General features: G+C 46.2%; 11 protein-coding genes. 10 read left to right on the top strand and 1 reads right to left on the bottom strand.

Annotated features, from left to right (window positions below; translation table 11 throughout):
• Positions 1–38 precede the first annotated feature (38 nt).
• Genes B156_RS0127590 through B156_RS0127605 form a run of 4 tightly spaced genes read left to right on the top strand, consistent with a single transcriptional unit; the run spans position 39 to position 4988 of the window.
• On the top strand, positions 39–929 hold the full coding sequence (locus B156_RS0127590) for a phosphoribosyltransferase-like protein (protein WP_018623043.1): 891 nt from the start codon (positions 39–41) through the stop codon (positions 927–929).
• On the top strand, positions 926–2929 hold the full coding sequence (locus B156_RS0127595; RefSeq protein WP_018623044.1) for an ORC-CDC6 family AAA ATPase: 2004 nt from the start codon (positions 926–928) through the stop codon (positions 2927–2929). Before B156_RS0127590 ends, B156_RS0127595 begins: the two co-directional genes overlap by 4 nt.
• Positions 2919–3818, top strand: a complete 900-nt coding sequence (locus B156_RS0127600; RefSeq protein WP_018623045.1) for a hypothetical protein — start codon at positions 2919–2921, stop codon at positions 3816–3818. Before B156_RS0127595 ends, B156_RS0127600 begins: the two co-directional genes overlap by 11 nt.
• Positions 3819–3827: 9 nt before the next feature.
• On the top strand, positions 3828–4988 hold the full coding sequence (locus B156_RS0127605) for an N-6 DNA methylase (RefSeq protein ID WP_018623046.1): 1161 nt from the start codon (positions 3828–3830) through the stop codon (positions 4986–4988).
• Between the two features lie 64 nt (positions 4989–5052).
• On the opposite strand, the gene B156_RS0127610 is transcribed toward B156_RS0127605, so the two are convergent.
• Complete coding sequence (locus B156_RS0127610; RefSeq protein WP_018623047.1) at positions 5053–6384, bottom strand: DEAD/DEAH box helicase; 1332 nt, start codon at positions 6382–6384, stop codon at positions 5053–5055.
• Positions 6385–6530: 146 nt separating this feature from the next.
• Between B156_RS0127610 and B156_RS0127615 the strand changes: the two genes are divergently transcribed.
• From B156_RS0127615 to B156_RS0127640, 6 genes are all read left to right on the top strand, one after another.
• Positions 6531–8249, top strand: a complete 1719-nt coding sequence (locus B156_RS0127615) for a hypothetical protein (RefSeq protein WP_018623048.1) — start codon at positions 6531–6533, stop codon at positions 8247–8249.
• Positions 8250–8315: 66 nt separating this feature from the next.
• A complete protein-coding gene (locus tag B156_RS0127620; RefSeq protein ID WP_018623049.1) occupies positions 8316–9644 on the top strand; it encodes a DEAD/DEAH box helicase in 1329 nt (442 codons plus the stop codon).
• Positions 9610–10791, top strand: a complete 1182-nt coding sequence (locus B156_RS0127625; RefSeq protein WP_018623050.1) for a DEAD/DEAH box helicase — start codon at positions 9610–9612, stop codon at positions 10789–10791. Before B156_RS0127620 ends, B156_RS0127625 begins: the two co-directional genes overlap by 35 nt.
• Positions 10792–11008: 217 nt before the next feature.
• Complete coding sequence (locus tag B156_RS0127630; protein WP_018623051.1) at positions 11009–11749, top strand: glycine zipper domain-containing protein; 741 nt, start codon at positions 11009–11011, stop codon at positions 11747–11749.
• An 83-nt stretch (positions 11750–11832) separates the two neighbouring features.
• Positions 11833–12291 carry a YybH family protein gene (locus tag B156_RS0127635; protein WP_018623052.1) on the top strand — a complete coding sequence of 153 codons (459 nt, stop codon included), beginning with the start codon at positions 11833–11835 and terminating at the stop codon, positions 12289–12291.
• An 87-nt stretch (positions 12292–12378) separates the two neighbouring features.
• Positions 12379–12786: an antitoxin YezG family protein gene (locus tag B156_RS0127640; protein ID WP_018623053.1), complete on the top strand. Its 408-nt coding sequence runs from the start codon at positions 12379–12381 to the stop codon at positions 12784–12786.
• The last annotated feature ends 17 nt before the right edge of the window (positions 12787–12803 follow it).

Below are 12803 nucleotides of genomic sequence, written 5' to 3' on the forward strand. Positions count from 1 at the left end.
AACTATACCAAATAATCACATCAAAATAAATTTATACAATGCCATTACCTAATAGCTGGAAGTTGTATGATCAGTCTATTGATGAAAGGTGTCAAGATTTAATTGATTATAGAATATGGGAGGGAATTAGCCTTGATCAATACAGATTATGGAGAAGAAACTTCAGCACGGATGAAGAAAAATTCTTAAGGGCATGCATTTTAGACTCTCTCCTATATCGATCAAAGTCACAAACAATAGCAATGTTGGAGGATAATATATATAAAAACATAAATAACACTTTTAGACTAAATCCACCTCCACCTAATGCATTAAAATCATTCCCCGAATGTCTTAGAAGCGAAGTAGCGGACCCTAATATCCGAATAGTACTAGCATTAAAGAGAAATGATGGTCCTACTAAAGGAGCATATATAATGGGCAGATACATTAGAAGAAATCTGCGTATAAAAGATAGATACATCATCACACCAGAAAGCATAGACAATGCTTACACCAATGAAAACGTGAGAACATTCATCTTTATAGATGATATTTCTGGTACAGGGAAAACCTTTTGTGACGTACACAGTGAATGTGACCAGATTCAATTGAATTCTAGTTATATAATATTTGCACCGCTAACAATTCATGAAACCGCTGTTAATAAGATAAGTGCATCTTTTCCTGATATCAAATTATGTTATGTTGAAAAACTAGATTCAACACACTCATTCTTCAATTTTGGTTTAGAACCACAACTGGATCAAGAAATCGAAAGACTATACTCGAACTTAATTGTAGCTAAATTAGGTACCGTTTCTAAAAGGGTTAAAAAGGGTTACGGAAAGTTAGGACTTTTATATTTATTTGAACACGCTTGTCCAAATAACTCTCTGCCTGTTTTATATCATAATAGAGATGGTTGGAATCCTTTATTTACTAGATGATGACAAACCAAATAGATAATCCTATTGCTCAAAACAGAGCGGAAGAACTTGGATATGATCTGTGGGACGAATTCGTTATTCCTCCATACTATGATAACCTTGACCTTTTATCAGCAAAAAAACCACGTGTAATCGTTGGAGGAAGAGGTTGTGGCAAAACAATGTTACTAAGATATTTATGCCATCAATCACAATTCTCACTAAAAAGGAAATTCAATAATGATATATCGATTAAACATATTGGTATATACTGGAAGATAGATACGCAATTTGCAAAAATACTAACAAAAAGGGGTATAGATGAGATTGAGTGGCAATCTGCTTTTGAGCATATGTCAACATTAGTAATCAGTAGAGAAGTAATCAAGAGTTTAGAAAGTATAGCATCGTCATCATATAAAGAGTTTGATCAGACACACTTGGAAGAAATAGACTTTTCAAACCTGAAAGATTTTATCCCTGAAATAACAGGGGATATTAATAATTTAAAAAGATCTATAAATAAGCTATATAATCAATTTCAATTGTGGGCTAGTAACTTCAAAAGGTACGAAATACCTATTTTTTTACCTAAAGGATTTGCGACAGAACTAATAAATTGCATTTATGAAAAAAATACAATATTTAAAAATGCTACTTATTATGTTTACATAGACGAGTACGAAAACTTACTAAAAGATCAACAATGTTTAATTAATACTTGGCTTAAACATAGTGAACCTCCTCTTGTATTTAATATAGCAATGAAGAGAGAGGCTTTTAATAATAAATCCACAATAGGTAATGAACAACTTGTAAGTATTCACGATTACAGAGAATACGATCTGGAAGCATACTTTGATGACAATAGCGTATTTAATTTATTTGCTGCTGAAATACTATTTTTAAGATTATTTGACAAAATAAGTGATCTGCCAATAGATCGCGATGTATTAAGAAGTTCTTCTAGCGAAGCAATCGTTAGCAGACGTAACGAAAACTACAAGAAAAGAGTTACTGACTATGCTAAGAAGTACTTCCCTAGCCCAACATACGCAGAAATTGCGAACGAAATATTAAACGATGTAACTCTATACAAAAGACTTGTTAAATTAATAAACAATGCTTTAGACAGCAAACAATCAAAAAGAAATGCTGAAGACTTCATCTCAAAAGAACATCCTAGTGCTACAGTAGTAATGTTTGCATTACTAAACAGAAGCCTTGAGGAACGTCTTATTATTGAAGAGTTTGAGAAACTAAAATCCAACCAAGATAATAATTTTACAGGAAATACAGGGTGGGTAGATAACAATTTAGTAGGATGTATACTATTTATCTATGAACCGCTACCAAGACAATGTAAGGTTTATTCTGGCTTTAATACTTTCTGTAAAATGTCACGTTCTAATATCAGGCATTTTTTAGAATTGTGTAATCGATCGATTAATATCGACCTCACAATAGATGGCAGTGCATATTATAAACCTGTAGAACCTGAGAAACAAGCTGAGGGGGCTAAGCAAGCAAGTACAAGTCTTTTAAAAGAGATTAATCAATTCGGTAACAACGGAGTAGCAATACATAAATTTATTGTACGACTTGGTATGTACTTTGCAGTACAACAAAGAAATCCATCTCAAAGTGAACCAGAGCAGAATCATTTTTCAATAAAAAACGGAATTTCAAACCTTGAAATAAGATCCTTTATCTCGGAATGTATAAAGTGGTCTGTCTTGTATGAAGTAAAATTAACCAAGAGAAAAGGTGGTTCGAGGAATCCAGAAATTGAAGAAAGCGAATACACCTTAAATCCAATCTATACACCTTATTTCGACATAAGTTTTCGAAAAAAGAGGAGAGCCGAAATGAGAGAATCCGAACTAATTACAATTGTAAGTGGAAATGATGTTGCATTTAAAGAACTTTTGGCTAAAAAATCAAAGTATCTTGATGTAATACTTGAAGATTCTAAACTACCACTTTTCGAATATTTTAAAAAACGCTTCAATGAAGATTAATATTCAGTTTGGTGACAGTATACACGAAATTAGTTTTTCAAACTACGATATTGCATTCGTCGGCGAACCTATTGATGATAGAGGTAACGCAGCAATAAACTACATAAATACCAATGTTGCTTCAGTCATATTTCTCAACTACGTTCCTGGAGAATTTGAAATACAGATTAACGATAACCAAGTTCCAGTGGACGACCTCGAAAACAACTTGCCGCAGTTGAACGATAGTAATGTTTTAATTGATGCTACAACTATTGGTTTCGTTGAACTACTTCTTTTGCTTCAACTTTTATTTGATATAAATAACCACAATTTTTCAATCTTGTACATTGAGCCTGCTTCATACAGTAAACGACAACGTAACAGTCTGTTACATTTCAGAGATTTTGATTTATCAATACAAACTAAAGGATACGAAGCAGTACCCGGTCACGCACTAACTATCGACAACGAGGTTCACCAAAAGGTTGTATTTTTATGTGGTTTCGAAGCAGAAAGGATGGACCGTGTGATCGAGGATTCCGAAATAATAAGTAAACGTTGTAAGTGTATTTTTGGGCTTCCTGCGTTTAAACCCGGGTGGGAAATGGATTCATTCGCCAATAACATTCATATAATGAAGGCAAAAGATATGATGAGGGACATAGACTTTTGTGGTGCAACCAATCCTATGGCGGTTTTCGATAAACTCAGTACGACCTACCAAGGGCTAGATGAAGACGACCAACTGTTTGTTGTACCATTAGCCACAAAACCAATGAGCATAGGGGCATGTTTATTTCTTGCTAGTAAACCTAAGAATAAAGTTGCAGTTCTATATGACCATCCTCAAAAGAAAACAGGAAGAGGCATAGATGTTGGTAAATGGCATTTGTACAATATCACCTAATTCCGTCAAATGGAAGTTCTTGACAGACATTATACTGAAATAGTCTTTTCAGAATTACTTATAAATTCGATAAGTTATCACCAACCGAAATCTATTGTAGATTTAGGTATAGGCAATGGTTCGTTAACTGTTGCTGCTTATAACAAATGGAATGATGCCTCGTTTTGGGGTTGTGATATAGATCTCGAAAGAATAGAAACAACAAGGACAAATCTTCCTTTTGCTCAAATTTCTAAGATTGATGGTTTAGACGTGAATAGTCCTTTTCCTCTAAAGGTTGGAACAATCGACATCGCGATTTGCAACCCTCCATATTATAGAGTTGCTGAAAAGGAAAAGTATATTAAACTTTTTGAATCTGTTAGCTTACCCCATGTGGATTCTTTACCATTTGTAACGGCTGATTTAATATTTCTAGCAAACAATCTTTTATTACTCAAACAGGGAGGTCAATTAGGAATTATAATACCTGACGGCTTAGTTACTAGTCAAGTATTTGAACCCGTTAGACAAGCATTACTCAATAAATACACTATAAAGTCTATTATTGAGTTACCATCTAATATATTTAAAAAAACAGAAGCAAAGACACATATACTTATCATAGAGAAAAGAACTAAAATTAATTCTTATGAAGTCGAATTACTTTGTGCAGATAAACAAGGCATATGTAGTCATAAAGTTTTAGTTCAGTCTGCAATGTTATATGAAAGGATGGACTATACATACACAAATTGGATGGTTAACGATAGAATTCCCACCAACAAAAACCTAAGGGATATTAACGCTACAATCATAAGAAGTAACAGAACTACAAAAGAATTAAACGAGAGAAATATAGAATTTCTTCATTCGACTAGTTATAATGAAGGTGAAATTTTGAGAATAAATAGTTCTTTTGATGAAGATAACCGGCTAATTTATGCAGTAGATGGCGATATTATAGTAACTCGTGTTGGTAAAAGGTGTATTGGTAAAGTATGTTTAATAGAAAAAGGTAGAATTCCTATAAGTGATTGTCTATTCATTATAAGAGTATCAAAAGAGTACAAAAACTTGGTCTTTAGTGCATTAATTTCTAGCTCTGGAAAGAAATGGTTTGAAATAGTGGGGCATGGGGTATGCTCAAAAGTTATTTCTAGAGAAAATCTCTACTCTTTTAACTTTTAGTTGCCCACTATGCCTCATATAGACTTTTATGATAAATGGTCGGATACTCTGAATATTACTAATTCTACCTCGCTACCTCAATCTTATACTTCTTTCCCTTCATTTTTTCGTCTTTTACACGCTCCAGTAACGCGTCTACTTTGGCTGTTTTTACGGCGGCAAAGGAGATGAAGTCCTGCACCTCAATGCGGCCTAGGTCACCTTTGTCGAGGCCACCTTTCTGCGAGAAAAAACCAACGATATCCACTTTGTTAAGTTTGTTCTTTTTGCCGCCACTCACGTAGAGCGTCACAAAGTCGGGGGGGGCGGGTAACGTGGGTTTGGGTTGGGAATCGGTAGGCAGGTCGATGGTTTCGAGGGAGTCGTCCAGGTAAGCCGGGCGCGGTTCATTCCGATGCAGAATAACGTAGGCCGTGCCCGATGCCATCATGCGGGCCGTGCGGCCATTCCGATGCACAAACTCATGCGCCTGTAGGGGCAGGTGGTAATGAATGACATTTTTCATCTCCGGAATGTCCAGCCCACGGGCTGCCAGATCAGTAGTGACCAGGTCGTTGACGCTGCCATTCCGGAACCGGATGAGTGCCCGTTCGCGGTCGGCCTGTTCCATGCCGCCGTGGTAAAACGTGGTGTATAGCCCATCCTCATTGAGCAGGGCACTGGTTCGTTCGGCGGCTTCCCGGTGGTTGCAGAACACCAGGGCGGCTTCGGGGCCCAGCGAGCAAAGCAACTGAAACAACGTGTCAATCTTGTCCTTCGCTTCGGAGTACACCACCTTCACCGTCAGCCGGGGTGTTTCATCTTCGGGCATAAACGACAGTGTAGTGGGCGACTGGAGCCGGATAAAGGCTGGGATGGGAATACCCGCCGTAGCCGAAACCAGCACCCGCTTCCTGAGGTTGCGCAGCCCCCGGACAATGAAGGCCATCTCATCCTGAAACCCCAGTTCCAGCGCCTTATCGAACTCGTCCAGCACCAGCGTTTTAATGCCATCCAGGGAAAAGGTTCGCCGGGTAAGGTGGTCCCGGATGCGGCCGGGCGTACCAATCAACAGGGCGGGCGGATTGCTGAGGTTGTTGATTTCGGTTTCCATCGGGTGCCCCCCGTAGCACACGTTCACTTTGAAACCCGTCGCCATTTTTTTCCACACCTGCTCAATCTGCATGGCCAGTTCGCGGGTGGGTGCCAGCACAAGGCATTGCACGGAATTGCTGTCGGCATCGAGCAGACCCAGGATGGGTAGCAGAAAGCCAAGGGTTTTGCCGGAGCCGGTGGGCGCAATAAGAAACGTGTCATTGTCCTGACCGATGGCGTCGCGGGCGGCTTCCTGCATCGGATTCAGGGCCGTAATGCCCAGACTTTCCAGTATCTGAGCCTGTTGCTGTGGGGTTATCATGCCCTAAAAGTAAGGGAAAACGCCGGGTTAAGGCGGTTCCTGACCCGGCTATCACTGGTTTCCCGCCATTTAACGCGGTACCCATCCAATAGCGGTTCTATTAGATACCGGGCCAACCGCGCTTTTAGCCCTAAAATGCCCGGACAATGGATCGAAGAAATTTTGTGCGCGCCAGTGCCGTTGCGCTCTGTGCGGTGCCAACGCTACCCGCAGTGGCTTTTTCGCCGGTTGTTCCCCTGCCCGTAAAACCCGACTGGCTGCGTGACCTTATTCACCTGAACGACCAGCAGCTGACGTCGATACAGGCGTATCGGGTGCGCGAAGCCGGGCCGTTTCTGGGTGCCGTAACCGATGGGGACGGCATCCCCAATCCGCAGTCGACGGCCGATTTCATTCGTCGGGCTTCCTGTGCTATTTCCTGCCTGGAGTCGCCGTTTTACCAGTCGGCTGACTTACTACAGCAAATCGACCTGGCACTGGGCTACCTGCTGACGGCGCAGCATACCGATGGAACACTCGATTTGCCCGCTACCAATTTTCATTCGACGCCCGATACGGGTTTTATCGTGAAGCGGCTGGTACCCGCTTATACCTTACTGGAGCAGTCGGGTACACCCAAGCGGGAGGCCGTGCTGGTCACATTCAACACGTTTCTGCTTCGGGCGGGGGAGGCCCTGACGGTGGGCGGTATCCATACCCCTAATCACCGCTGGGTGGTGTCGGCAGCGCTAACCAAACTAAACGAGCGCTGGCCGGATGCCCGGTACGTGAACCGGATAAACCAGTGGCTGGCCGAACACATCGACATGGACAGCGACGGGCAATACAACGAGCGCAGTACGTTAATATACTCACCCCTGACCAATAGGCTGCTGATTACAATAGCCAAAGGACTGAAAAAGCCGGAACTGCTGGGTTACGTTCGCCGGAATCTGGCCATGACCATGTATTATGTTCATGCAAACGGAGAGGTGGTTTCGGAGGCTTCCGGTCGGCAGGATAAAGCGCAGGTGGGTACGCTGGAAGGGTATTATTTGCCCTACCGATACATGGCGATTCACGACAACGACGGCGAGATGGCGGCCATGTGCCGACTGATTGAAAAAACGGCCATGCCTAAAACCGTTTATCTGCTCGATTACCTGCTGGAAGACACCACCCTGTGGCAGGAATTACCAACTATGAAGCTGTTACCCACCAGTTACGTAAAAATCTATCCCCACTCGGGGCTGGTGCGCATTCGTCGCGGTAGATGGGATAGTACCATTTTGTCGGCTAACCCCGTCTGGCTAACCTTTCATAAGGGCGATGCCGTGTTGCAGGGAATCCGGGTGGCTAGTTCGTTTTTTGGCAAGGGGCAGTTTCAGACCGAAAAGATCGAACAGCAGGGAGATAGCTGGGTGCTCACGCAGGCACTGGACGGACCGTACTATCAGCCTTACCCGCCCGACCAGATTCCGCCCGATGGGGACTGGGAAAAGATGCCGCGAACCAACCGGGCCCAGAGCGAAGTGCAAAAACTCCAGACAACGGTAACCATCAGCGAACAGGCCAATGGGGTACAGGCCCGCATTACAATCGCCGGAACCGACGGAGTGCCCGTTGACCTCGAGTTGATTTTTCGTCCGGGCGGCACGTTCGCGGGGGTCACCGCTCACCCGACGCGGGCTAATGCGTACCTGCTGACAGGTTCCGGCTCGTACACCGTCAAAAAGGATACTATCACATTTGGGTCAGAGCAGGCGGGTCCCGAACCGGCAACCCACAGAAATGTTCAGCTACGGGGTGCGCTGCCCGCTATGGATGCCCCCAGCGTTTACGTGACCGGTTTCACCCCTTTCGACCGCACAATCAGCCTGACATAGCGGAGGTTATAACGGTAGCTCACTGATTAGCCGTACCTTTGCGGGCTGGTAGACGACAGCCTGATTATGACATTTGACGAATTAAATTTAAACAAACCCCTGCTGAATGCCCTGAATGATATGGGCTATACAACACCCACCCACATCCAGCAACACGTTTTTTCGGTGGTGATGTCGGGTCGGGATGTGTGCGGACTGGCCCAGACGGGTACGGGGAAAACGCTGGCCTATTTGCTGCCCTGCCTGCGCCAGTTAACATTTTCCAGGGAGAAATTACCCCAGCTGCTCATCATTGTTCCCACGCGGGAACTGGTGGTACAGGTACTGGAAACGGTAAATCAGCTGACAACATACCTGAACCTGACGGCGGTGGGGGTGTACGGTGGCGTCAACATGAAGCCGCAGGTAGCCCAGGTGTTGCAGGGCATGGATATACTGGTGGCCACGCCCGGTCGGCTGGTCGATTTACTGACGAGTGGCGTGCTGAAGGCGAAAGCGGTTAAAAAACTGGTAATCGACGAAGTAGACGAAATGCTGAATCTGGGCTTTCGTACGCAGCTGAAAATTATTCTGGACCTCCTGCCCCCCAAACGGCAAAACCTGCTGTTCTCCGCTACCCTGACCACCGATGTGGAAAAACTGATCGAAACGTTTTTCAACAGCCCCATTCGGGTGGAAGCGGCCCCGGTGGGAACACCCCTGGAAAACATTGCCCAGACGGCCTATCAGGTGCCCAACTTCCATACGAAAGTCAATCTGTTGGAACGGCTGCTCCGTAAGGATGCCGCGATGAACAAAGTACTGGTTTTTGTGGCCACCAAACAGTTGGCCGATCAGTTGCACGAACAACTGGATGATGATTTTTCGGAGCAGACAGGTATCATCCACTCCAACAAGGCGCAGAATCTCCGCTTTGAGGCTGTTGACCGGTTTAAGTCGGGCGTGTACCGCGTGCTGATTGCTACGGATATTATTGCCCGTGGGCTGGACATAGCCGAAGTATCGCACGTTATCAATTTCGATTTGCCCGAAGTGCCGGAGAACTACATTCACCGGATTGGCCGGACGGGCCGGGCCGAAGTGGATGGGGTTGCCATTGCCTTCATTACCCCCCGGGACGAAGAGAAACTGGCGGCTATCGAAACCCTGATGAACTACCCGATTCCGGTGCTGCCCCTACCGGAACATCTGGCCATATCCGACGTGCTCACGGAGGAGGAGAAGCCGAACGTGTACATGAAAATACCGGATATCAAAACCCCCAAACGGGAGGATGTCGGTCCGGCTTTTCACGAAAAACTCGATAAAAACAAGAAAGTAAACGTCCGGCGCGATCACGCAGCCGAAAAAATGTTGAAATATGGACGACCCATCAAGCGGAGCGGAAAAAAATAAACAGTCTTTCAAGGCACTTGGCCTATCGGAACCCCTGCTAAAAGCCGTAGCGGAGCAGGAGTATGCCCGCCCATATCCTATTCAGTGGGATGCCATTCCGTCCATTCTGCGCGGTAAGGATATATTGGGTATCGCCAAAACCGGTTCGGGCAAAACGGCCGCGTTCGTACTGCCGATCCTGGAACTGTTTCACCGGACGAAAGAAGCGACAGGGGCCAGCCCCAGTGTGCTGGTACTGGTGCCCACCCGCGAACTGGCCGCGCAGGTAGCCGGGGTATTTCAGGAATTGAGCATACATCTGTTCCCGAAGGTAAAAACTGTAGCGGTGTTTGGAGGGGTAGCCATCAACCCCCAGATGATTGCCGTACACGGGGCCGACATTATCGTGGCCACCCCCGGCCGACTGCTGGATTTACTGTCGCAGCGGGCGTTACGCCTGTCGGGCGTGGAGATTCTGGTGCTCGATGAGGCCGATAAAATGCTTGAACTGGGTTTCGATGAGGAGATGAGCCAGCTGTTTGACCGACTCCCCAAAAAGCGGCAGACGATTCTTTTCTCCGCCACCCTAGGCGACTCCATTCAGGACATCAACGAGAAGTGGCTTCGGTTGCCGGTTCGCGTAGAAGCCATCGAGGAAGAAGCCCCCAACCTCGAACTAATCAGCCAGCTAGCCTACAAAACCAGTCTGGAGCGGAAGGGGCCACTGCTGCGCTACCTGATAAAAACCGGCAACATGACGCAGGTGCTGGTGTTTGTGTCCTCTACCCGAACGGCGGACAACCTGGTCGTTAAGCTCAACAAGAATGGGATTCAGGCGGCTGCTATCCACGGTCAGAAGGGGCAGAGCATCCGGACGGAGGTACTCCGTGACTTTAAAGCGGGTAAGCTGACCGTGATGATTGCCACTGATCTGCTGTCGCGGGGTATCGACATTCCGTTGCTACCCTACGTCGTTAACTTCGAGTTGCCCCGCTCGCCTAAAGATTACGTTCACCGGATTGGCCGAACCGGCCGGGCCGAAGCAGCAGGGAAAGCAATCTCGCTCATTACCCCGGATGATGATCATCATTTTTATATCATCCAGAAAAAGATGGGCAAACGGGTGGAGCAGATTGACGCGGCTGACTTCGATTTGCAGGGGTACTGATTTGAGGCTTCCGTGGCTCCAGAGTGCCTTAGTGACCAATTTTATCCCTGTCGTCTACATACAGTCATCTGCCATCTTTCTGTTTCCTGACAAGTTGATACGTGTCAGTCCGGTTAAACCATCCGTTGCAGAAACAATCTTATGCAAAACAATGGCCGTACCGATCAGGTTAATTGGGATTTGAAAGCCATTGTTCTCACGTAAACTAAGAAACGCTATGAAAAAGACCAATTCGATTGCTACAGTAATTGTGCTGGCAATCACTATACTAGGTCAGCCGGTTGAGGCTCAGGTTATCAAAGGCTGGGGCACCGGAACCAATGGTGCCGTTATCGGTGCTGCTACCGGAGCTGCCGCAGGGGCTGCCATCAATAAGCGTAATCGCGCCGTTGGTGGTGTTGTCGGTGGTATCGTTGGAGGAGCGGGCGGCTACGCCATCGGTAAGAAGTCAAAAAGACGCTGGAGCCCGCAGGCAACGGGTACCGCCATCGGAACCGGTGCAGGTGCTGCTGCCGGGGCCATCATCAATAAACGGAATCGTGTGGTTGGTGGCGTTGTTGGTGGTGTAGCGGGCGGAGCAGCCGGGTATGCTATCGGGAAGCGTATTGACAATAAAAAGAAGGCGGCCGAAGCTGCCCGGGTTGCTGCCGCCGAGAGAGCCCGCGTAGCAGCTGCGGATAGAGCCGCGGCCGAAAAGGCCGCTGCCGACCGGGCTACTGCCAATCAGTCCGAACAGGCGCGGGCCGTAGCTCAGCGAACTGGCGTACCAAATTCAGTAGCAGGAGGAGCCGCCAGCCCAACGGTAGCGGCCAATAACCCCAACATGCAGGCTGCAAGCCTGATGGAAGCGGGTAAGCCGGTTGCTTACGTATACAAGTCTGGCTTTCTGGTGAACGATACGTATGGTGATCCACTGTCGCCCTATCCAACTTCTGAGTATCGTCGGAAAAGCTGGTAATCTTATCTGGTCTGGTACACTGCTCTCATCCGATTACGTGGGGCAGTGTACTTTTTTTGTCATTCACTATAAATTTTACAACTATGAACTTCTTCCGTATGCTCATTGTGGCTGCACTTTTTGCATCCTGCTCAAAAACCACTGACACCGATACTGTTAACATTCAGGATTTAAACCGGCAGTTTATTGATGCGTGGAACAACAAGGATGCGGCCAAAATAACGAATCTGCTGGCCGATGATGCCGAATTCCTGCAAGGTAACACGCATTTCAAAGGAAAGGCGGAAGTGGCCGAGAAGTGGGTACGCGAAACCCTGCCTACTCTGAGCGACCTGAAAACGAACGTAGTAAGCTCCGGTACTGATACGAAGACCGCTTACGAAGCAGGTACGTTTTCAGTGGATGTGATGCCGGTCAATCCGGCCGATCCGCACGCCTTTGGTGAGGGGAACTACATCCTTCTCTGGAAAAAAGTAGCAGACGATAGCTGGAAATTAAGTTATGCCCAGTTGGAAGACCTGCCGGTACAGGTAAAAAACTAGTACTGACTGTCTCTTTATTCTGCCCGGTATGGTTCACCAGACCCTGCCGGGCAGAACTATTTTCTGATTACCCCTCTTTTATGACGTATGACAACGAATGAAATTTACGATGTACTGACCGATGCCATCAGTGCCATCATTCCGGACGAATGGACTATTGCCCGGCTGAACGCGCAGTTTTTGTCTGACGGACTGGAGATGGAACTGGATGGTCATTACCTGACCCCGGCGGGTGAACTGGACGTTTTATCTACCGATTTCCCGGATGAAGCCACCGAAGCCGTCCAGGAATTGTATCTGCAACGGAAAACCGCGGGAGAGCCACCCGCCAACCGACTACAGATTGACCTGACAGCTCAGGGTCAGTTTACGGTCGAGTTCAGTTGGGATCAGGAAATCCAGGATGAAGAAGATCATTTCTCCAAAGGTGGTACTGCCAGGGAGTGGATCGCTATTCGCGAAGCCAAATACGGCCCGATTGATGATCAATCGTAAGGAAGCTTGGAGTCCTG

This window comes from Spirosoma luteum DSM 19990 (assembly GCF_000374065.1).
Classification (GTDB): domain Bacteria; phylum Bacteroidota; class Bacteroidia; order Cytophagales; family Spirosomataceae; genus Spirosoma; species Spirosoma luteum.

Coding starts and splice junctions, on each gene's coding strand:
- B156_RS0127615 (WP_018623048.1), top strand. CDS start 6,531: ATGGATCGAAGAAATTTTGTGCGCGCCAGTGCCGTTGCGCTCTGTGCG.
- B156_RS0127620 (WP_018623049.1), top strand. CDS start 8,316: ATGACATTTGACGAATTAAATTTAAACAAACCCCTGCTGAATGCCCTG.
- B156_RS0127595 (WP_018623044.1), top strand. CDS start 926: ATGATGACAAACCAAATAGATAATCCTATTGCTCAAAACAGAGCGGAA.
- B156_RS0127600 (WP_018623045.1), top strand. CDS start 2,919: ATGAAGATTAATATTCAGTTTGGTGACAGTATACACGAAATTAGTTTT.
- B156_RS0127610 (WP_018623047.1), bottom strand. CDS start 6,384: ATGATAACCCCACAGCAACAGGCTCAGATACTGGAAAGTCTGGGCATT.
- B156_RS0127640 (WP_018623053.1), top strand. CDS start 12,379: ATGACAACGAATGAAATTTACGATGTACTGACCGATGCCATCAGTGCC.
- B156_RS0127590 (WP_018623043.1), top strand. CDS start 39: ATGCCATTACCTAATAGCTGGAAGTTGTATGATCAGTCTATTGATGAA.
- B156_RS0127635 (WP_018623052.1), top strand. CDS start 11,833: ATGAACTTCTTCCGTATGCTCATTGTGGCTGCACTTTTTGCATCCTGC.
- B156_RS0127625 (WP_018623050.1), top strand. CDS start 9,610: ATGGACGACCCATCAAGCGGAGCGGAAAAAAATAAACAGTCTTTCAAG.
- B156_RS0127605 (WP_018623046.1), top strand. CDS start 3,828: ATGGAAGTTCTTGACAGACATTATACTGAAATAGTCTTTTCAGAATTA.
- B156_RS0127630 (WP_018623051.1), top strand. CDS start 11,009: ATGAAAAAGACCAATTCGATTGCTACAGTAATTGTGCTGGCAATCACT.